The organism is Serratia sp. D1N4, assembly GCF_054552755.1.
This window is the reverse complement of sequence record NZ_CM137274.1, coordinates 1,231,507-1,252,558: the sequence shown is the minus strand read 5'-3', so window position 1 is coordinate 1,252,558 and position 21,052 is coordinate 1,231,507. Positions and strand designations below refer to the sequence as shown.

General features: G+C 53.0%; 18 protein-coding genes. 1 reads left to right on the top strand and 17 read right to left on the bottom strand.

The window, feature by feature from the left end; genetic code table 11:
• Positions 1–101: 101 nt before the first annotated feature.
• The 17 genes from accA to rpsB all read right to left on the bottom strand — a co-directional run bounded on the left by accA (position 102) and on the right by rpsB (position 19,873).
• A complete protein-coding gene (accA, locus tag ACX1CU_RS05295; protein ID WP_459401563.1) occupies positions 102–1,061 on the bottom strand; it encodes an acetyl-CoA carboxylase carboxyl transferase subunit alpha in 960 nt (319 codons plus the stop codon).
• A 12-nt stretch (positions 1,062–1,073) separates the two neighbouring features.
• Positions 1,074–4,562, bottom strand: a complete 3,489-nt coding sequence (dnaE, locus tag ACX1CU_RS05290) for a DNA polymerase III subunit alpha (protein ID WP_459401562.1) — start codon at positions 4,560–4,562, stop codon at positions 1,074–1,076.
• A gap of 65 nt (positions 4,563–4,627) precedes the next feature.
• Complete coding sequence (gene rnhB, locus ACX1CU_RS05285; RefSeq protein WP_459401561.1) at positions 4,628–5,221, bottom strand: ribonuclease HII; 594 nt, start codon at positions 5,219–5,221, stop codon at positions 4,628–4,630.
• Positions 5,218–6,366, bottom strand: a complete 1,149-nt coding sequence (lpxB, locus tag ACX1CU_RS05280) for a lipid-A-disaccharide synthase (RefSeq protein WP_459401560.1) — start codon at positions 6,364–6,366, stop codon at positions 5,218–5,220. Before lpxB ends, rnhB begins: the two co-directional genes overlap by 4 nt.
• 3 nt (positions 6,367–6,369) lie before the next feature.
• Entirely contained in the window at positions 6,370–7,158 is a 789-nt protein-coding gene (gene lpxA / locus ACX1CU_RS05275; RefSeq protein ID WP_459401559.1) for an acyl-ACP--UDP-N-acetylglucosamine O-acyltransferase, read from the bottom strand.
• A gap of 3 nt (positions 7,159–7,161) precedes the next feature.
• Positions 7,162–7,617 carry a 3-hydroxyacyl-ACP dehydratase FabZ gene (fabZ, locus tag ACX1CU_RS05270; protein WP_015673553.1) on the bottom strand — a complete coding sequence of 152 codons (456 nt, stop codon included), beginning with the start codon at positions 7,615–7,617 and terminating at the stop codon, positions 7,162–7,164.
• 161 nt (positions 7,618–7,778) lie between these two features.
• Entirely contained in the window at positions 7,779–8,801 is a 1,023-nt protein-coding gene (gene lpxD / locus ACX1CU_RS05265; RefSeq protein ID WP_459401558.1) for a UDP-3-O-(3-hydroxymyristoyl)glucosamine N-acyltransferase, read from the bottom strand.
• A gap of 4 nt (positions 8,802–8,805) precedes the next feature.
• On the bottom strand, positions 8,806–9,303 hold the full coding sequence (gene skp / locus ACX1CU_RS05260; RefSeq protein ID WP_459401557.1) for a molecular chaperone Skp: 498 nt from the start codon (positions 9,301–9,303) through the stop codon (positions 8,806–8,808).
• Between the two features lie 160 nt (positions 9,304–9,463).
• Positions 9,464–11,887: an outer membrane protein assembly factor BamA gene (gene bamA, locus ACX1CU_RS05255; RefSeq protein WP_459401556.1), complete on the bottom strand. Its 2,424-nt coding sequence runs from the start codon at positions 11,885–11,887 to the stop codon at positions 9,464–9,466.
• 35 nt (positions 11,888–11,922) lie between these two features.
• Complete coding sequence (gene rseP, locus ACX1CU_RS05250) at positions 11,923–13,278, bottom strand: sigma E protease regulator RseP (RefSeq protein ID WP_459401555.1); 1,356 nt, start codon at positions 13,276–13,278, stop codon at positions 11,923–11,925.
• Between the two features lie 31 nt (positions 13,279–13,309).
• Positions 13,310–14,158 carry a phosphatidate cytidylyltransferase gene (gene cdsA / locus ACX1CU_RS05245; RefSeq protein WP_459401554.1) on the bottom strand — a complete coding sequence of 283 codons (849 nt, stop codon included), beginning with the start codon at positions 14,156–14,158 and terminating at the stop codon, positions 13,310–13,312.
• A gap of 9 nt (positions 14,159–14,167) precedes the next feature.
• Positions 14,168–14,926, bottom strand: a complete 759-nt coding sequence (gene ispU, locus ACX1CU_RS05240) for a (2E,6E)-farnesyl-diphosphate-specific ditrans,polycis-undecaprenyl-diphosphate synthase (RefSeq protein ID WP_459401553.1) — start codon at positions 14,924–14,926, stop codon at positions 14,168–14,170.
• Positions 14,927–15,208: 282 nt separating this feature from the next.
• On the bottom strand, positions 15,209–16,405 hold the full coding sequence (ispC, locus tag ACX1CU_RS05235; RefSeq protein ID WP_459401552.1) for a 1-deoxy-D-xylulose-5-phosphate reductoisomerase: 1,197 nt from the start codon (positions 16,403–16,405) through the stop codon (positions 15,209–15,211).
• 157 nt (positions 16,406–16,562) lie between these two features.
• A complete protein-coding gene (frr, locus tag ACX1CU_RS05230; RefSeq protein ID WP_459401551.1) occupies positions 16,563–17,120 on the bottom strand; it encodes a ribosome recycling factor in 558 nt (185 codons plus the stop codon).
• A gap of 184 nt (positions 17,121–17,304) precedes the next feature.
• On the bottom strand, positions 17,305–18,030 hold the full coding sequence (gene pyrH / locus ACX1CU_RS05225) for a UMP kinase (protein ID WP_337261329.1): 726 nt from the start codon (positions 18,028–18,030) through the stop codon (positions 17,305–17,307).
• Positions 18,031–18,178: 148 nt separating this feature from the next.
• Positions 18,179–19,030 carry a translation elongation factor Ts gene (gene tsf / locus ACX1CU_RS05220; RefSeq protein WP_459401550.1) on the bottom strand — a complete coding sequence of 284 codons (852 nt, stop codon included), beginning with the start codon at positions 19,028–19,030 and terminating at the stop codon, positions 18,179–18,181.
• A 117-nt stretch (positions 19,031–19,147) separates the two neighbouring features.
• A complete protein-coding gene (rpsB, locus tag ACX1CU_RS05215) occupies positions 19,148–19,873 on the bottom strand; it encodes a 30S ribosomal protein S2 (RefSeq protein WP_459401549.1) in 726 nt (241 codons plus the stop codon).
• 351 nt (positions 19,874–20,224) lie between these two features.
• Here rpsB and map point away from each other — a divergent pair, with 351 nt between their 5' ends.
• A complete protein-coding gene (map, locus tag ACX1CU_RS05210) occupies positions 20,225–21,022 on the top strand; it encodes a type I methionyl aminopeptidase (protein ID WP_459401548.1) in 798 nt (265 codons plus the stop codon).
• Positions 21,023–21,052: the final 30 nt, after the last annotated feature.

Genomic DNA, 21,052 nt, shown 5'->3' with positions numbered 1-21,052 from the left:
AACATGAAAAACTGACTGAGTGTACCCTGCTCATCCTAAACCACGAATGACAGGCGTAAAAAAACCGCCTGAGCAGGCGGTTTCTTGTAGCGCAGGCAAACTCAGCAGTAGCCGTAGTTCATCAAACGCTGATAACGGCGGTTGAGCAATTCTTCGTTATTGAAACCATCCAGATCCGCCAGATCCGCCAGCAGCTGCGCTTTCAATGAAGCGGCCATTGCCGGTACGTCACGATGCGCAGAACCCAGAGGTTCTGGGATCACCGAATCGATCAGTTTCAGCTCTTTCAGGCGCGGTGCGGTAATGCCCATCGCTTCTGCGGCAATCGGCGCTTTGTCGGCGCTTTTCCACAGAATTGAGGCACAACCTTCTGGCGAAATCACCGAATAGGTGCTGTATTGCAGCATATTCACTTTATCGCCAACGCCGATAGCCAGCGCACCGCCAGAACCGCCTTCGCCGATCACGGTGCAGATCACCGGGATATTCAGGCGGGACATTTCGCGCAGGTTGCGGGCGATCGCTTCAGATTGACCACGTTCTTCTGCACCTACACCCGGATAAGCCCCTGGGGTGTCGATGAAGGTAATCAGCGGCAGTTTAAAGCGAGAAGCCATTTCCATCAGGCGCAACGCTTTGCGATAGCCTTCTGGCGCTGGCATGCCGAAGTTGCGACGGATTTTCTCTTTGGTTTCGCGCCCTTTCTGATGACCAATGATCATCACCGGGCGGCCATCCAGCCGTGCGATACCACCGACGATGGCTTTGTCATCGGCATAGGCGCGATCGCCAGCCAGTTCTTCAAAGTCGGTAAAGATGTGTGCGATATAATCCAGCGTATAAGGGCGGCGCGGGTGGCGTGCCAATTGGGCAATCTGCCAGGCCCCAAGATCGGAAAAAATCTTGCGCGTCAGCTCAACGCTCTTTTCACGCAGGCGCTGAACCTCTTCGTCCAGATTAATATCTAATTTTTCGTCTTGACGGTTGACTGCAGTCAGCGAGTCAATTTTCGCTTCCAGCTCTGCAATCGGCTGTTCAAAATCAAGAAAATTCAGACTCATAGCATTCCTATTTTAGTCAAATTCCAGTTCCACCTGCTCATTACCTACCAGGGTCCGCAAATCTATCAACAAGCGGTCGGTCGGCGTCACGCGCCAGGTTGCGCCAAAGCGCAGCCTTGCTCGTGCATCTTCCCGTTGATAGTAGAGATGCACTGGAATCGTCCCCGATCGATGGGGTTCCAACGACTGGCGGAGACGGTTCAAAAGCTGGTCATCAATTTGCCTGTCCGTCAGCGAGATAGCAAGCCCACGGGCGTATTTTTCACGGGCTTCACTGATATCCATTAACTCGCGGACCATCATTTTAAGCCCACCGCTGAAGTCATCAAAGCTGACCTGTCCAGTGGCGATCAGGATACGGTCTTTTTCCAACAAATGCTGGTATTTTTCCAACGCTTCGGTGAATAACATCACTTCCAGGCGGCCAGAACGGTCATCCAGCGTACAAATGCCAATACGATTGCCCCGTTTGGTCACCATAACCCGGGCGGCAATCACCAGCCCGACGGCGGTCGTCATCTTACCCCGTTCCGTCGGGTGCATATCTTTCAAACGCTGACCACCGGCATAGCGTTCGATTTCTTTCAAATACTGGGTGATCGGATGGCCGGTAAGATAGAGCCCCAGCGTTTCACGCTCACCATCCAGCACCACCTGTTCCTGCCAGAGCGGTACGTTGGCGTAAGACTGCTCCACCTGCTCTGGTGCGTCTGCCAGCACGCCAAACATATCTGCCTGGCCAATCGCTTCGGCTTTGGCATGCTGATCGGCCGCTTTCAGCGCATCGCCCAGCGAATGCATCAGCGCAGCACGGTGCGGCCCCAGGCGATCGAACGCCCCGGACATGATCAGTTTTTCCAGAATACGGCGATTCAGTTTTTTGACATCGGAGCGCGCGCACAGATCGAACAGATCTTTGAAGTACCCTTGTTCGCCACTGTTACGCGCCTCGATAATCGCCTCAATCGGCCCTTCCCCCACGCCCTTGATCGCGCCGATACCGTAAACGATCTCGCCTTCGTCATTGACGTGGAAATGGTATTGCCCGCTGTTGATATCCGGCGGCAGGATTTTCAGCCCCATGCGCCAGCACTCATCCACCAGCCCAACCACCTTATCGGTGTTATCCATATCGGCGGTCATTACCGCTGCCATAAACTCGGCGGGATAGTGGGCTTTCAGCCACAGCGTTTGGTACGACACCAGCGCATAAGCGGCTGAGTGGGATTTGTTGAAGCCGTAACCGGCGAATTTCTCTACCAGATCGAAGATTTTTACCGACAGTTCGCCGTCAATGCCGCGCGATTTCGCACCATCTTCAAAACCGCCGCGCTGCTTGGCCATCTCGACCGGGTTCTTTTTACCCATGGCGCGACGCAGCATGTCCGCACCGCCCAGCGTGTAACCCGCCAGCACCTGGGCAATCTGCATCACCTGCTCTTGATACAGGATGATGCCGTAGGTCGGCTCCAGCACCGGTTTCAGCGACTCATGCTGCCACTGGATATCAGGATAGGAAATCTCTTCGCGCCCATGCTTACGGTCGATAAAGTTATCTACCATGCCCGACTGCAAAGGGCCAGGGCGGAACAGCGCCACCAGTGCGATCATATCTTCGAAACAGTCAGGCTTCAGGCGCTTGATCAGGTCTTTCATGCCGCGCGATTCAAGCTGGAATACCGCCGTGGTTTCCGAACGCTGTAGCATGTCGAAGCTTGGTTTGTCATCCAACGGAATAGCGGCAATATCGATCGGTTCCAGCCCGGTCTTGGCTCGGCGAGCGTTGATCATCGCCAACGCCCAATCGATGATGGTCAAGGTGCGCAGGCCAAGGAAGTCAAACTTCACCAACCCAGCATATTCCACGTCGTTTTTATCGAACTGGGTAACCGGGTGGTTACCTTCAGCATCGCAATACAGCGGCGCGAAATCAGTAATTTTGGTCGGTGCGATCACTACCCCACCCGCATGCTTGCCGGCGTTACGCGTCACCCCTTCCAGCTTACGCGCCATGTCGATCAGCGCCCTGACTTCTTCGTCTGCCTCATAAATTTCTGGCAGTTGCGGTTCAGCGGCAAAGGCCTTTTCCAGCGTCATCCCCGGATCGGGGGGCACCAGTTTGGAGATACGGTCAACAAAGCCATACGGATGGCCCAATACGCGGCCCACATCGCGGATAACCGCTTTCGCCGCCATGGTACCAAAGGTGATGATCTGCGATACCGCTTCACGGCCATACATGTCTGCCACATGCTCGATCACCAGATCGCGTTTCTCCATGCAGAAATCGACGTCGAAATCGGGCATCGATACACGTTCCGGGTTCAGGAACCGTTCGAACAGCAGGTCAAACTCCAGCGGATCCAGATCGGTAATTTTCAGCGCATAGGCCACCAGCGAACCCGCACCGGAACCACGCCCTGGCCCTACCGGCACATCGTTATCTTTCGACCACTGGATGAACTCCATAACGATCAGGAAGTAGCCAGGGAAGCCCATCTGGTTGATCACTTTCAGCTCAATGTCCAGACGTTCATCGTATTCTGGGCGGCGTTGAGCGCGCACTTCTGGATCAGGGAACAGGAATTCGAGACGTTGTTCCAGCCCTTCTTTGGATTTGGCGACCAGGAAATCTTCGGTGGTCATTTCACCGGTAGGAAACTGCGGCAGGAAGTATTCGCCAAGGCGAATGGTAACGTTACAGCGTTTGGCGATTTCGACGCTGTTGAGCAGTGCCTCGGGGATATCAGCAAACAGCTCACACATCTCGTCTTCACTGCGCATAAACTGCTGCGGGCTGTAGTTACGCGGGCGTTTGGGATCGTCGAGCGTAAAACCATCGTGGATCGCCACGCGGATTTCATGCGCATCGAAGTCGTCTTCCACCAGAAAACGGACATCGTTGGTGGCCACTACCGGTAAACCACGTTCGGTAGCCAGCGCTACGGCGGCATGCAGATAGTTCTCTTCGTCTGGGCGACCGGTGCGGATCAGTTCCAGATAGTAGCTATCGGGGAAATATTCCTGATAAAACGCCAAGCATTGATCAACCTGCGCCTGATTACCGCGCAGCAAAAATTTGCCTACGTCACCCATGCGCCCACCGGAAAGCAGAATCAACCCTTCACGGTGTTCGATCAGCCAATCGCGGTCAATAATCGGACCAGCAGCACCGTAACCGCGCTGATAGGCATTAGAGATCAACAGAGTCAGGTTTTGATAACCTTGGTTATTGGTCGCCAGCACGGTAAGTTGCGCCAATTCATCACCCAGCACCTCGCTCTGCACATGGAAATCTGCACCGATGATCGGTTTGATCCCGGCACCGTGCGCACTACCATAAAACTTCACCAAACCACATAGGTTGGTGAAATCGGTGACCGCCAAGGCGGGCATGGCAAGTTCGGCAGCTTTTTTCACCAACGGGCCGATCTTGGCTAGCCCATCAATCATGGAGTAGTCACTATGAACGCGCAGGTGAATAAAACGAGGTTCGGCCATATCCAGATACCAAGGTGTAGGGCCCAGCTTAGTGGGCCGAGGTTAACTCTTTGCTTGCAAGACTACTACAGTTCCAGTGCGCGTCTTACCGGCGCGAAACTGCGGCGATGGTGCTGAGTGGCTCCCAATACTGCCAGCTTTTCGAGATGGAAAGCGGTAGGGTAGCCTTTATGCTGGGCAAAACCGTACTCTGGGAATACCCGATCCAGTTCGGCCATTTCGCGATCGCGTGTCACTTTCGCCAGGATGGATGCCGCGCTGATCTCTGCCACTCGGCTATCCCCTTTAACCACCGCCTGCGAACGCATCGGCAAGCTGGGGCAGCGATTACCGTCAATCAATACCATGTCGGGCGCGAGGGGTAAACCAGCCACCGCACGCTGCATCGCCAGCATGGTGGCATGCAGAATATTCAACCGATCAATCTCTTCCGGCTCAGCGCGCCCCAGGCTCCAGGATAACGCCTTTTCAACGATCTCTTCGTACAACGCTTCGCGGCGCTTCTCGCTGAGTTTTTTGGAATCGGCCAGGCCAGCGATCGGCCTTGCCGGATCGAGGATCACTGCCGCAGTCACTACCGCACCAACCAGCGGGCCACGGCCCACTTCATCCACACCGGCAATCAACCGGGCGACAGGATAAACAAAGGGTTCAATCATGCTTTTGCCAGCTCCAACACCGCCTGAGCGGCCTGCTCATCAGCGCCACAGCGAATACTCAGATGCAGTTCAAGGAAAGTCTGTTTCAGTTGCTCAGCTTGCGGGCTCTCTTCCAGCAACGGCAACAGTGCCGCAGCCAGCTTATCCGGCACGCAGTCGTGTTGCAGCAGTTCGGGCACGATTTCACGCCCCGCCAGCAGGTTTGGCAACGAAACATACGGGGTTTTCACCAACCGCTTCGCCACCCAGTAGGTAAAGGGTTTCATGCGGTAACCCACGACCATCGGGCACTTCGCCAGCATGCATTCCAGCGCTGCGGTACCAGAGGCTAACAGGGCGGCATCGCTGGCGATCATGGCTTCGCGCCCTTTGCCGTCCAGCAAATGCACTGTCAGTTCCGGTGCCACTTCGGCCTTGATGCGTTCGAACTGCTCACGGCGCTTGGCATTCACCAAAGGCACTACCACTTCCAGGTCTGGATAGTGAATACGCAACAGCTGCGCAGTCTTGAGGAAATCACCACTCAACATTTCTACTTCGGCACCACGGCTGCCGGGCAGCAGCGCCAGGCAACGGGCCTCCGGGGCAATCCCTAACGTAGCGCGTGCGGCCAGTTTATCCGGCTGCAGCGGCATCGCATCAGCCATGGTGTGGCCGATAAAGCGGCAGGGAACATTGAAACGATCGTAAAACGCTTTTTCGAAAGGGAGAAACGCCAACACCAGGTCGGTCGCTTTACCAATTTTGAAAACGCGCTTTTGACGCCAGGCCCAGACAGACGGGCTGACATAGTGAATGGTGCGGATACCGCGCTTTTTCAGGCGGCCTTCCAACGTGATATTGAAGTCTGGTGCATCGATACCCACAAATACGTCAGGTACCAGCTCACTGAACCGGCGGGTAAGATCCCTGCGGATCTTCAACAGGCGTGGCAAACGCTCAAGAACCTCTACCACTCCCATTACCGCCAGCTCTTCCATTTCGTACCAGGCTTCACACCCTTCGGCCTGCATCAACGGGCCTGCCACGCCAACAAAACGGGCTTCTGGATGCTGCACCTTAAGCGCGCGGATCAACCCGGCGCCAAGAATATCACCAGAGGTTTCCCCGGCGACCAATCCGATAGTCAATGGACGATTTGGCATAAATCAGCGAATAATCCCGCGGGTGGAACGGCTAAAGAAATCGAGGAACTGCTGCACCACTGGCTGCTCTTGCGCCAGGGTTTCGATTTCTGATTTGGCTTCATCCAACGTTTTTTCACTGCGATAAAGGATTTTGTAGGCGTTACGAATTGCCTGCATTTCATCTTTATCGAAACCACGGCGTTTCAGCCCTACGGCGTTAACCCCGAACGGCGTCGCATGGTTGCCTTGTGCGATGACAAAAGGAGGTACGTCCTGAGCCACACCGGAGCAGCCCCCCACCATCACATGAGCGCCAATAACGCAGAACTGATGGATAGCGGTCATGCCACCGATAATGGCGTAGTCGTCAATCTTTACGTGGCCCGCCAGCGTCGCATTGTTGGCAAGCACACAGGAATTACCGACCACACAATCATGGGCAATGTGTACGTTAACCATCAGCAGGTTATCATTACCCACTTTGGTCAGGCCCGAGTCCTGCGCAGTACCACGATGGATAGTCACGCTTTCGCGAATGCGGTTACGATCGCCAACCTCAACACGCGTTGGTTCACCGGCATATTTCAGATCCTGATTTACTTCGCCAATGGAGGCGAACTGATAAATCTGATTATCACGGCCGATCTTAGTGATACCGTTCACCACCACGTGAGATTTCAGTACCGTACCCGCGCCGATTTCCACCTGGGAGCCGACGTAGCAGAAAGGACCGATCTGCGCACCAGCGCCGATAACGGCACCCTCTTCAACGATCGCGCTAGGATGAATAAAGGCGGTTTTATCAATCACGGATTATGCCTCCCGGCTGCGGGCACACATCATGGTTGCTTCGCAGACAATTTTTCCGTCAACGGTCGCCACGCCTTTAAAGCGCGTCAGGCCACGGCGGGTTTTTTCGAAAGTGACTTCCATGATCATCTGATCACCTGGCACCACAGGACGCTTGAAGCGAGCTTCATCAATACCTGCAAAATAATACAATTCGCCCGGTTCCAGTTTACCTACGCTCTTGAATGCCAGAATGCCGGTGGCTTGCGCCATCGCTTCCAGAATCAACACGCCAGGGAAAATCGGTTTACCAGGGAAATGCCCCTGGAAAAACGGCTCATTAACAGAGACGTTTTTCACTGCACGCAGATATTTGTGCTCTTCAAACTCCAGTACACGGTCAACCAGCAAGAATGGGTAACGGTGAGGAAGCAGTTCCAAAATTTCTGCAATATCCAGAGTATGAGTGTCAGTAGTCAAAATACTCTTCCTGTCTCTAAAAACTGATGGCATCAACAACACGGCCTGCGTTGACCCCAAAAAGGAGATCATCATGCAGGCCGCAAATTAACAACTCTTTGCGCTTTTGGCTTTAAGGCCAACGCGTTTCGATGTGTACCCAGTAAGGCGGGCGGTGGTGATTAGTCTTTTCCGACTTTTCGTTCGACAGCTTTTAAACGCTTGCTGATCTCATCGATATTCATCACCAACGCAGCGGTTTTACGCCAAACTTTATTGGGTTGTAACGGAATGCCCGAGGAGTATACCCCAGGTTCGGTAATTGGTCGCATAACCATTCCCATACCGGTGACAACAACCTTGTCAGCGATCTCCATATGGCCATTGATCACACTGGCCCCACCAATCTGGCAATAGCGGCCGATTTTCAGGCTGCCAGCCATAATCACACCACCGGCAACCGCGGTATTGTCGCCAATTACTACGTTATGCGCAATCTGGCACTGGTTATCAATGATAACACCATTCCCAATCACAGTGTTATCCAACGCGCCGCGATCGATGGTAGTACAAGCGCCGATCTCGACACGATCGCCGATGATCACCGTGCCCAACTGTGGGATCTTGATCCAGTTGCCATGCTCGTTAGCATAGCCAAAACCATCAGCACCAATTACCGTTCCAGATTGGATCAGGCAGCGCTGGCCGATTTCAACTTCATGATAAATCGTAACATTTGCCCACAAACGCGTACCCGCACCAATGCGTGCGTGTTTGCCGATAAAACAGCCAGGGCCGATAACCACGTTATCGCCAAGTTCTGCACCGGACTCAATAACCGCATTTGCCCCAATGGCAACATTTTGCCCAAGCCGAGCTTCTGGGGAAATCACCGCACTAGGCGCGATATCCGCTGCAGGTGCCGGCGTGGTATCCATCAATTGCGCCATACGCGCATAAGTCAGATAAGGGTTCTTAACCACCAATGCCGCAGAACGACAGTGTGGTAAATCTGCAGCAGTCAAAACAACGGCACTCGCCTGGCAAGAAGCCAGCTGTTCTTGATAGCGGCTGTTTGACAAAAATGTGATTTGGCCAGCCTGTGCAGAATGCATAGAAGCAATGCCGGTGATGGCAATATCGCCATCACCGTGCAATTGTGCATCCAACTGCTGTGCTAAATCAGCCAGTCGAATCGAAGACATGTTGTTATTTAACCTGTTTCAGCACATCAGCAGTGATGTCTTTAGAAGTACCTGCGTAAGCAACCGCATTAGCGTCGATCACTACGTCATAACCTTCTTTGCTGGCAACGGCTTTCACGGCATCCTGAATACGACCCAGGATTTTGTTACGCTCTTCCATCTGGCGGCGACGGTTGTCCTGCTCAAAAGCCTGAGCTTTCTGAGAGAACTGCTCGCGCTGTGCCATCACATCTTTTTCCATTTTGGCACGATCGCTCGCTTTCATGGTAGAACCGTCACGCTGCAGTTTCTGCATTTTGGTCTGCAGATCGCGTTCCATGTTCTGGAGTTCGCTCGCGCGGCCTTTAAACTCGCCTTCCAGTTGTTTAGCCACGGCTTCACGTGCTGGCAACTGTTGGAAAATACTGGAAACGTTAACGACAGCAATCTTGTCAGCTGCCTGAACGCCTGCTGAAGCAGCCATTGCTAAACCGAGGCCTGCGGCACACAACCACTTTTTCACTATAAACTCCTTACCATCACCCGTTTGTGTCACACGACACTTTGAAGTACACAATCTGCCAGACCTGCACGCAACACAATGAGAATCCTCTCCCTTTGCTTTGACGTCAGTCTGACATTTGCGATTCTTTTTAACTGCTTATACCCAGAAGTGAAACCCGTTACCAGGTTTTACCAATGTTAAACTGGAATTGCTCAGACTTGTCACCATCGTATTTCTTGATCGGGTCAGCATAAGAGAACACCAACGGCCCCAACGGTGACATCCATTGCACGGCAAGGCCTACAGATACGCGAATATTGCTCGCTTTGCTGTAATCCGGAATATCGAACATACGTGTCTGGCTAGTATTCTGCCACTTGGTATCCCATACCGTACCCGCATCCATAAACACTGAAGTACGCACCGAGTTGGCATATTTCTCGCTGATAAACGGCGTCGGTGTAATCAGCTCCAGGCTAGCAACAGCCATGGCGTTACCACCAACCGCATCGCTGGAATTACAGATAACCTGCGGCACGCTGCTACCCGGCGCATCATTACAGGTATACGAGTTGGAGTTGTAGTAAACCGCTTTCGGACCAATGGTATTGGACTGGAAGCCACGCACGGTGCTTGAACCACCCGCATAAAAGTTCTCATAGAACGGCATCTCTTTGCCGCCAAGACCATCGGCATAGCCCACGCGACCACGGCCCAGCAATACCCAGGAAGCATCATCGTCGATTGGCAAGTATTGCGTGCTATCCAACGTGAATTTGTAGTACGAGTTGTCAGAACCCGGTGCAACAACCTTGCCATTCAGCGTGGTACGGTTACCCGACGTTGGGAAATAACCGCGGTCCAGATTGTTGTAAGTCCACCCCAGCGTCAGCGGGAAGTCGTTCGCCGCATAACTAGCGCGATTTATCAGATCCGGACTCTCACCGACTGAGTCCAGATAACGCCACATGGCAATCTGTGGCTTCATTTGCGACAGGGAGTTATGGACGTAACCTAAACCAGCGCGCAACGAGTTGTTCTCGTTGATTGGGAAGCCCAGCGTGCCGTCTACACCATAGCTGCTGTTGGTATAATCTGACAGATCGGCGTTATTGGCCTTAAAGTCATTATAGAAGACGCGGCCACCCAAGCTGACACCATCAACGGTGAAGTACGGGTTGGTGACCGACAGCTCGGCATAGGTCTGGTAATCGTTCTTGGTACCGTTGATACCAACGGAGTAACCCGTACCCAGCCAGTTGTCCTGCTGCACGCCCGCCTGGAAGCTGACGCCACTCTCTGTACCGTAACCGACACCAAAGTTCAGCGTACCCGTGTTACGTTCTTTCACCTTGTAGACGACATCAACCTGATCAGGGGTTCCCGGTACACGCTGGGTTTCTACATCTACAGTTTCGAAGTAACCCAGGCGGTTCAGGCGATCTTTACCCTGCTCAACCTGATCGTTACCCAGCCATGCGCCTTCCATCTGGCGCATTTCGCGACGCAGTACGGCATCCTTGCTGGTATCGTTGCCTTCAAACTTGATGCGACGAACATAGAAACGGTTACCCGCGTCGATGTTAACCAGCAACTTCACGGTTTTATCCGTATCGTTGATTTCTGGCTGAGTCTGTACACGCGGGTAGGCATAACCATAACGGCCCAACATCTTCTTGATGTTGTCTTCCATTTTGGTCACTTTGCTGCCGCTATACAGTTCACCTGGCTCTATTTTGGTCAACTGGGCAACCTCCGCCGAATGACCTGCCAGGTTGCCATTCACCACCACGCCTGAAAGCTTATACTGATCGCCTTCCGTAATGTTGATGGTGATATAAATCCCTTTTTTGTCCGGCGTCAGGCTGACCTGCGTCGAATCAATATTAAAACGGGCATAACCGCGGTCCAGATAGAAGCTGCGCAGGATTTCAAGGTCACCCGCCAGTTTCTGCTTTTGGTATTTACGATCGCCAACCACGTTCCACCATGGCACTTCATCACGCAATTGGAAGCGTGAGATCAGCTCATCGTTGGTGAAAGCATGGTTGCCAACAATATTGATTTGCTGGATCGTGGCGGAAACCCCTTCAGCGAACACCAGCTTCAGGTCAACACGGTTACGTGGCAACGGCGTCACAACCGCTTTTACCGAGGCACTGTATTTCCCGACGCTGTAGTAGAAGTCTTCTAACCCTTTTTCAATGCTGGATAAGGTGGTGCGGTCGAGTGCTTCACCAACCCGGACGCCAGAAGCCTCCAGGTTTTGCTTGAGCATGTCCTCTTTCACCGACTTGTTGCCGGAGAAAGTGATGCTGGCAATGGTAGGGCGTTCCTTAACCTGAACGATCAGCGTATCACCATCGCGCAATACGCGAACATCCTCGAAGTTGCCGGTGGCAAACAAGGCATGGATGGTGTTACTGATATCATCATCAGAGACGGTATCGCCTACGCGAACCGGCATGTTGAGTAACGCCGCACCGACGGCGACTCGTTGCAGGCCTTCGAAATGAATATCTTTCACTACGAACCCGTCTGCACCGTATACGGTGGCGCTGCCAAACAGCAGCGACGCTATGAGCAACTTTTTCATCGCCATCGTTGTTATGCGTTCTTCCTAACCTGTCCCCGCCCCTAAAGGCGAGAAAAATCATTGAAAAGTGCAAGACCCATTAGCAGTATCAACACGATCGAACCAATGCGATAACTGTAGTCCTGTACTCGCTCAGAAACCGGCCCACCCTTCAGCTTTTCTATCGCCAGGAAGAGGAGATGCCCACCATCTAATACCGGTAATGGGAATAGGTTGATGATCCCTAGGTTGACACTAATCAACGCCAGAAACATCATATAATACACAAACCCAACCCCTGCTGACGCCCCAGCTCCCTGTGCTATGGAAATCGGGCCACTCAGATTGTTCAGCTTTACATCACCGGTGATTAATTTACCCAGCATATTGACCGTCAGCCGCATTAGCTGCCAGGTTTTGTCCCCAGCCTGATATAACGCAGGGAACGGCCCATACTGGCGAATCGTCTTATATTCGTCAGGCAGCGGTAGCACTTTCGGTATTATGCCTGCAAAACCTACCGTTTTATCTTTTCCCACCGGCTTTGTATCCGGTATCAGCGTTAAAGACAAGGGGGCGCCGTTTCTTTCGATCCCTAAAACCAACGGTTTACCCGGGCCATCATGGATCCGTTTAACCAAGGTTGACCAACGCCCAAGCAACTGACCATCGACTTTAACGATCCTGTCCCCTGTTTGTAAACCTGCCTTTTGCGCTGCGGAACCCTGTTGCACTTCTGCAAGCACAGATTCTATCTGCGGACCACGCGGGATCATGCCTAGGGAACGGACAGGATCTTCTTTGTCCGGCTCAAAACTCCAATGACGCAGATCCAGAGTTTTGCTCACCACGTGTGAGGAACCGAACGGGGCAACCCCTACCTCGGTTTGCGCATCACCAATTTTACTCACCAGTGCCAGCCGAACGGATTCCCAATCAGGCGTTTCGATACCGTCAACGGACTTAAGTTCCATACCTGGGGAAATTTCTGCAATGGCAGCAATGGATTGTGGAGCAATTTCGCCAATAACCGGGCGGAAACTCGGCACGCCGATGATAAAGACGATCCAGTAAGCAAGGATAGCAAACAGGAAGTTGGCGATGGGGCCAGCGCTGACAATCGCCGCGCGCTGCCAGACTGTTTTATTATTGAATGCCTGATGGCGCTGCTCCGGTGCAACCGTTTCTACGCGCTCATCAAGCATTTTGACATAGCCGCCAAGGGGAATCATGGCGATGACATATTCGGTGCCCTGGCGGTCGGTACGGCGCCACAGCGCCCGACCAAAACCAATGGAGAAGCGTTCTACACGGACACCACAGCGACGGGCCACCCAAAAGTGCCCGAACTCATGTACGGTGATCAATACACCCAGAGCAATAACAAACGCTACCAAGTTCCAGAGCACGCTGACCATATAAACCTTTCACTCCCCGCCCGATGACGGATTAAAACACTAACAGCATCAAGCAGGCAAATACAGGCACTGCTGCGGTCAAACTATCAATACGATCCAGTATCCCGCCGTGCCCCGGTATCAAATGACCACTGTCTTTGATACCCGCTTCACGTTTGAACATACTCTCAGTGAGATCGCCTAACACCGAAGCCAGCGCAGCAATCACTGAACACACCAGTAAAGTGACCGGAACAATATTCAACGGCGCATAGCGGCCAAACAGCCACGAAATCACCGCAGAAGTCACCAACCCACCGATCAGCCCTTCCCAGGTTTTACCCGGAGAAACCTTCGGTGCCAGCTTATGCTTACCGAATAATTTGCCGAACATATAGGCGCCGGAATCGGCTCCCCACACCAGCAACATAACGTACAGCAGCCACCAGGCACCGGTAAAATGATTCTGCTCATAGCCGAACTGGCGCAAGGCCACCATACCCCAGAAGAACGGGACAATGGTCAACAAGCCGAACACCAGACGCAACGGGCGCGAATTACGCCACAGTGCAGCGGAACCAGGATAGAAAAGCACCAGTAGCAACGCGACCAACCACCAGACCAGCGACAGCCACAGCGGCACCCCGACCTGTAACTGATCGGCGGTGTGATGATAGGCGGGCACACTGAGCATCATCAGTGCCAGCAGGAAGCCGCATAATATCGCCAACCAAAGGCGTTGAGCACGCGTGGCGAAACCGGCAAGCTGTCCCCATTCCCAGGCTGCTAACATGCACACAGCGAGTGTTACCAAGGCAAAGCCCAGCGGCGGCAACAGAAACAGCGCTGCGATAACCAGCGGAATTAAAATTAGAGCAGTGATGAGGCGATACTTCAGCAAAAGTTCCCCCTAAGGCGCATTGGTGCCGATAGGTGTTGTTCCCCCGAAGCGACGCTCACGTTGTGCAAATGCATTCAGCGCACCTTCAAAGACAAGTTCATCAAAATCAGGCCAGAGTACATCAGTAAAGTAAAGCTCGGCGTAAGCAATTTGCCACAACAAGAAGTTACTTATGCGATGTTCGCCACCGGTACGGATCACTAAATCCACTGGTGACAGATCGCTCATGCAGACACGTTCACTCAGCAGTTCCTCGCTGATCTGTTCCGGGTGCAATACACCTTGCTGCACTTGCTCGGCCAGATCCCTCACTCCCTGAATGATATCCCAACGGCCACCATAGTTGGCGGCGATGTTCAACGTCAGGCCATCGTTGTTTTCTGTCAGTTGCTCAGAGCGACGAATACGCTCCTGCAAACGAGCGCTGAAACGGCTGATATCACCGATCACACGCAGCCTGACGTTATGTTTATGCAAACTTTTTACTTCACTGTCCAGTGCACGCACGAACAGTTCCATCAGGGCAGAAACTTCCTGTGCCGGGCGATTCCAGTTCTCACTGCTGAAGGCGTAAAGCGTGAGCGCATCCAAATGATTACTGGCAGCAAAACTGACCGCGCGGCGTACTGACTTCACCCCTGCTTTATGACCGAAGACACGTAACTTACCCTGACGTTTAGCCCATCGTCCGTTACCATCCATAATAATAGCGACATGACGTGGCCCTTGAGCAGACAGATTAGCTTCTTGTTGGTTTGCGGACGACATAACTCGTACTTATTCCCTCGGTAGAAACACAACAGCCTTACCGGAACGTTCAACCCTAGCGCGCAAAAAAAGCCGTGTGCCTGACACAGCTTTTCAGTCTGCCCACCTTGCGCCCCCAGAAAACGCCTGGGAAATATCGGTTCATGACGCACCAATCCGGCCATTATTCAACGGTATATCCGATGATTATGGCGCAGACTATACCACCTCCGCGAAGCGCGAACAAACGGCCCCACGGCTGCAAACGCAATTTGCAAACAAAATCAGACAATACGCTACAGATTAAACACGCAATGCACGGGCCACGCTGCGAGCTATTTCACGCGCCTGACGATCGATGTCCAAAACCCCCTCAACACAGGAAGGTTCCTGCAACGCCAAACGTTCGACCACTTTTTGATTCACCGCAGCAATGTCGGTAAATCGAATCTCTTCCTGCAAGAATGCCGCCACGGCGACTTCGTTGGCCGCATTGAGCGCCGTCGTTGCCGCTTGGCCAGCATCGAAGGCTGCAATCGCCAGATACAGGCATGGATAACGCTCACGCTCCGGCTCAGAGAAGGTCAGCGCGCCAATACGGCAAAAATCGAGCGCAGCCACCCCAGAATGAATCCGCTGCGGGTAGGCCATCGCATGAGCGATCGGGGTGCGCATATCTGGCGTACCCAATTGAGCGAGCACGCTACCATCAGCATAACGCACCATGGAATGGATCACCGACTGCGGATGCAAGATGACTTCCATTTGCTCGGCTGAGGCATTAAACAACCAGCGGGCTTCAATGTATTCCAGGCCTTTGTTCATCATGGTGGCGGAATCCACCGAGATCTTGCGCCCCATCGACCAGTTAGGGTGCGCACAGGCTTGATCAGGCGTCATGGCGGCAAACTGCGCCAGTGGCGTGGTGCGGAATGGCCCGCCAGAACCGGTCAGAACAATACGCGAAACGCCATGTTCCTGCAGAGAAGAGTATCCCAACTGGCGCTGGATGCTCTCAGGCAAACTCTGGAAAATAGCGTTGTGCTCGCTGTCCAGCGGCAGCAACTGTGCCTGGCTCTTTTGCACCGCCTCCATAAACAGCCTGCCACAGGTCACTAACGACTCTTTGTTCGCCAACAGCACCTGCTTACCGGCGCGAACAGCGGCTAGGGTTGGCAACAATCCTGCGGCCCCGACAATGGCAGCGGTCACCTGATCAACGTCGTCCAGTGCGGCCAGTTCGCAAGCAGACTGCTCACCCGCCAGCACCTCGGTTTTTATCGCATTTTCCGCCAGGATGATGCGTAATTCGCGCGCGGCGTTTTCATCGGCCATAGACACATAAGCAGGGCGAAACTCCATGCACTGCTGCGCCATCACCGCCACATTACGGCCAGCTACCAGTGCTTTGATCGCGAAAAGGTCGGGATTCTCCCTGACCACGGCCAGGGTGCTGGTGCCCACAGAGCCGGTGGAGCCCAGAATAGTCAGTTGCTTCATGAGTTTGCTCTGAATCACTGTCTGATGAGATCGGAAGTGTTCCAGTGTGTAACCTGAACCACCGCTTGTCCATGATCTTTCAGTACGATAAAACGGGATCTTCGCCACAAAAAATAAAGCGCCGACCAAGCGACGCTTTATTTCTGCGCGATGCTGATTAGAACTCCATCAGCTCTTTTTCTTTGTCTGCCAGCGCCGCATCAAGCAGCTTGATGTAGGCATCGGTCATCTTTTGAATATCGTCCTGTGAACGACGATCTTCGTCTTCGCTGATTTCTTTGTCTTTCAGCAGTGCTTTCACTTTATCGTTGGCATCACGGCGCACGTTACGCACGGCCACGCGCCCCTGCTCAGCTTCACCACGCACCACTTTGATCAGATCTTTACGGCGTTCTTCAGTCAGCGGCGGAAGCGGAACCCGGATCACGCTACCGGCTGAGCTTGGGTTCAGGCCGAGATCGGATGACATAATGGCTTTTTCTACTGCCGAACCCAAAGAGCGATCAAACAGGTTGATTGCCAGAGTACGGGAGTCTTCTACGGTCACGTTGGCCAACTGGCGCAGCGGCGTTGCCGAACCGTAGTATTCCACCATGATGCCGTCCAGAATGCTTGGAGAAGCACGGCCGGTACGGATCTTGCTGATTTGATTTTTGAATGCTTCGACGCTTTTTTCCATGCGTGAATCAGCATCTTTTCTGATTTCATTAATCACGTTGCGAACCCTTGGAAGCTGGTTACTTGGCAGGCAATACAACAAGTAGAGCCCGTGAATGTTAATCAAGGGGGAGCGCACAACGCCCGGCGTTAACCGCTCCCGCAATCCCCTTCATACTTGAAGCCGCGGCGTGGTTGGCGGCAACCCCTTGTACTTCGGGTATAAACTTGGCTGGGCACCTTTATTTGGTGATCAGCGTGCCTTCGTTCTCACCCATCACCACACGGCGCAGTGCGCCCGGCTTATTCATGTTGAACACGCGGATAGGCAAACCATGGTCGCGCGCCAGCGTAAACGCCGCCAGATCCATCACTTTTAACTCGCGCTCCAGCACATCCTGATAGGTTAACTGTTCGTACAGCGTTGCATCTGGGTTTTTCACCGGGTCAGCAGAGTATACACCATCCACTTTAGTCGCTTTCAATACCACATCGGCTTCAATTTCGATCCCGCGCAGACAGGCGGCAGAATCGGTGGTGAAAAACGGGTTACCGGTACCGGCAGAGAAAATCACCACACGGTTATTGCGCAGCAGGCTGATCGCCTCTGCCCAACTGTAGTTATCACACACGCCGTTCAGCGGAATTGCCGACATCAGGCGAGCGTTCACATAGGCGCGGTGCAGTGCATCACGCATAGCCAGGCCGTTCATCACGGTCGCCAGCATTCCCATGTGGTCGCCCACGACGCGGTTCATGCCGGCTTGTGCCAGGCCCGCACCGCGGAAAAGGTTACCACCGCCAATAACTACACCGACCTGAATCCCTAGTTCGACCAGCTCTTTAACTTCCTGAGCCATGCGATCCAGAACGCTCGCGTCGATACCAAAACCTTCTGCACCTTGCAGGGCTTCACCACTCAGTTTGAGCAGGATACGCTGATAAACGGGTTTTGCATTGGTTGCCATGGTGTTCTGTCCTAAGAAGCAGTAATAGTATTGGGGGTTTGGGCCGATACGCTGCGCCTGTGCTGAGTATAGCTGCACAGCGCCCGCCATCGGATTATCTCTGGCTGGATAAAATGGAACCGCCTGACGGCGGCTCCATTAACAGGCATTAAGACTGTTTGCTCATGGCTGCAACTTCAGCAGCAAAGTCAGTTTCAACTTTCTCGATGCCTTCACCCACTTCGAAGCGGATGAAATTGGTTACGTCAGCGTTGTGCTCTTTCAGCAGTTGACCAACGGTTTTGGCAGGATCCATCACGAAAGGTTGACCGGTCAGAGAGACTTCGCCGGTGAATTTCTTCATGCGGCCTTCAACCATTTTCTCTGCGATTTCTTTCGGCTTGCCAGACTGCATGGCGATGTCCAACTGAACCTGGTACTCTTTTTCTACCACTTCAGCAGACACATCTTCAGGCTTCACGAACTCAGGCTTGCTTGCCGCAACGTGCATCGCCAGCTGTTTAACCAGCTCTTCGTCAGCACCTTTAGCCGCCACCAGTACGCCGATGCGCGCGCCGTGCAGGTAGCTACCCAGCACTTCGCCTTCCAGAGCAGCTACGCGGCGAATATTGATGTTCTCACCAATTTTTGCCACCAGCGCTACGCGCTCTTCTTCAAACTGCGCTTTCAGCACGTCAACGTCGGTGATTTTGCCTGCAACAGCCGCATCCAGCACTTTATTAGCAAACGCCTGGAAACCAGCATCTTTAGCTACGAAGTCAGTCTGGCAGTTAACTTCCAGAATCATGCCGTAGTTGCCTTCGATCTTGGTTTTGATCACGCCGTCAGCAGCTACGTTGCCTGCTTTTTTCGCCGCTTTTATCGCACCAGACTTACGCATATTTTCGATAGCCAGCTCGATGTCGCCGTTAGATTCAACCAGCGCTTTCTTACATTCCATCATGCCTGCAGCAGTACGCTCACGCAGTTCTTTTACCAAAGCAGCGGTAATATCAGCCATTTCTTTTTCCTCGGTTATCTCACGTGGAGACAGTTCTCATTCAGATAAGCAAAGGGGGCCTTTAAAGGCCCCCCTAACCAACATATTCAATACCTGGTTAATAAGGGCTTGACCTTATTATTCAGCTTCTACGAAGCTTTCTTCCGCCTGAACGGCCAGATCTTGAGAACGACCTTCACGGACGGCGGCAGCAACGGCAGTCAGGTACAATTTGATTGCACGGATTGCATCGTCGTTACCAGGGATAATGAAGTCAACGCCGTCTGGATCGGAGTTGGTATCAACGATAGAGAATACCGGGATACCCAGGTTGTTGGCTTCTTTGATCGCGATGTGTTCGTGATCGGCATCGATAACAAACAGAGCGTCTGGCAGACCACCCATGTCCTTGATACCACCCAGAGAGTTTTCCAGCTTATCCAATTCACGAGTACGCATCAGCGCCTCTTTCTTGGTCAGCTTGTCAAAGGTGCCATCTTGAGACTGGATTTCCAGATCTTTCAAACGTTTGATTGACTGACGAACGGTTTTCCAGTTAGTCAGCATGCCGCCCAACCAGCGATGGTTCACGAAGAACTGGTCGCAGGTGTTGGCATATTCTTTTACCGCTTCGCTTGCTGCGCGCTTGGTACCAACGAACAGGATCTTACCTTTACGGGAAGAGATCTTGGTCAGCTCAGCCAAGGCTGCGTTGGCCATTGGTACGGTTTTTTCCAGGTTGATGATGTGAACCTTGTTACGTGCGCCGAAGATGAAAGGCTTCATTTTCGGATTCCAGTAACGGGTCTGGTGACCAAAGTGTACACCAGCCTGGAGCATGTCGCGCATGGAAACAGTTGCCATGATTAAACCTCTATAGAGTGATTGGGGTTATGCCTCCACGTATCCCATAACGCCGACCCGGACAATGACCTCAGTCATCTCAAGGCACCCCGGCGAATGTGTCGATACGTGTGTGTTATTTACACAATGTGAGTGCAGTTAAAGTATCTCGGTCATTCCCGCACAACTCACAAAGATGAAGTGCGGATCTGCCGGCGCGCTTTATACCATAAACCCGCCCCTGACACCAACACTTGTTGTATTCGCACCGCCGTTTCGAAATCAAATTTGGCAGCCTCTGGCCGGGCTGATACCATAAGTCCAAGCCTTTCCTTAATACTGTCGACGATAAGACACCTGCGGACTAATTTCATGGCAATCTCAATTAAAACACCTGATGACATCCAAAAAATGCGCGTTGCAGGCCGCCTGGCCGCTGAAGTGCTGGAGATCATCGAGCCGCACGTCAAACCTGGCGTGACCACCGGCGAACTGGATCGAATCTGTCATAGCTATATCACCAACGAACAGCAGGCCATTTCCGCCTGCCTGGGTTATCACGGCTTTCCGAAATCCGTCTGTATCTCGGTAAATGAAGTGGTGTGCCACGGTATCCCGAGTGATGAAAAAGTGCTGAAAGACGGCGATATCGTCAACATCGACGTCACCGTGATCAAAGACGGTTTCCACGGTGATACCTCCAAGATGTTTATCGTCGGCACCCCCACTATTCTGGGCGAGCGCCTGTGCCGTATCACGCAGGAAAGCCTGTATCTGGCGCTGAAAATGGTTAAGCCGGGCATCCGCCTGCGTACCTTGGGTAAAGCGATCCAGCAGTATGTAGAAGCCGAAAAATTCTCCGTGGTGCGCGAATATTGCGGCCATGGCATTGGTGAGGTGTTCCACGAAGAACCTCAGGTACTGCATTACGATGCTGATGATGGCGGCGTGGTGCTGCAAGCCGGTATGGCCTTCACCATCGAACCTATGGTGAATGCGGGTGATTTCCGCATCCGCACCATGAAGGACGGTTGGACGGTAAAAACTAAAGATCGCAGCTTGTCGGCACAGTATGAGCATACTATTGTGGTCACTGATAACGGCTGCGAAATAATGACGTTGCGCAAGGATGACACCATCCCCAACATCATTACGCACGAACAACAGTAAGCACTGCTGTTTCTGGTCACAAGCCGGCTG

Excerpts from the sequence above, each read along its gene's own strand:
- accA (WP_459401563.1), bottom strand. The coding sequence starts at position 1,061 with ATGAGTCTGAATTTTCTTGATTTTGAACAGCCGATTGCAGAGCTGGAA.
- dnaE (WP_459401562.1), bottom strand. The coding sequence starts at position 4,562 with ATGGCCGAACCTCGTTTTATTCACCTGCGCGTTCATAGTGACTACTCC.
- rnhB (WP_459401561.1), bottom strand. The coding sequence starts at position 5,221 with ATGATTGAACCCTTTGTTTATCCTGTCGCCCGGTTGATTGCCGGTGTG.
- lpxB (WP_459401560.1), bottom strand. The coding sequence starts at position 6,366 with ATGCCAAATCGTCCATTGACTATCGGATTGGTCGCCGGGGAAACCTCT.
- lpxD (WP_459401558.1), bottom strand. The coding sequence starts at position 8,801 with ATGTCTTCGATTCGACTGGCTGATTTAGCACAGCAGTTGGATGCACAA.
- bamA (WP_459401556.1), bottom strand. The coding sequence starts at position 11,887 with ATGGCGATGAAAAAGTTGCTCATAGCGTCGCTGCTGTTTGGCAGCGCC.
- rseP (WP_459401555.1), bottom strand. The coding sequence starts at position 13,278 with ATGGTCAGCGTGCTCTGGAACTTGGTAGCGTTTGTTATTGCTCTGGGT.
- ispU (WP_459401553.1), bottom strand. The coding sequence starts at position 14,926 with ATGTCGTCCGCAAACCAACAAGAAGCTAATCTGTCTGCTCAAGGGCCA.
- ispC (WP_459401552.1), bottom strand. The coding sequence starts at position 16,405 with ATGAAGCAACTGACTATTCTGGGCTCCACCGGCTCTGTGGGCACCAGC.
- pyrH (WP_337261329.1), bottom strand. The coding sequence starts at position 18,030 with ATGGCAACCAATGCAAAACCCGTTTATCAGCGTATCCTGCTCAAACTG.
- tsf (WP_459401550.1), bottom strand. The coding sequence starts at position 19,030 with ATGGCTGATATTACCGCTGCTTTGGTAAAAGAACTGCGTGAGCGTACT.
- rpsB (WP_459401549.1), bottom strand. The coding sequence starts at position 19,873 with ATGGCAACTGTTTCCATGCGCGACATGCTCCAGGCTGGTGTACACTTT.
- map (WP_459401548.1), top strand. The coding sequence starts at position 20,225 with ATGGCAATCTCAATTAAAACACCTGATGACATCCAAAAAATGCGCGTT.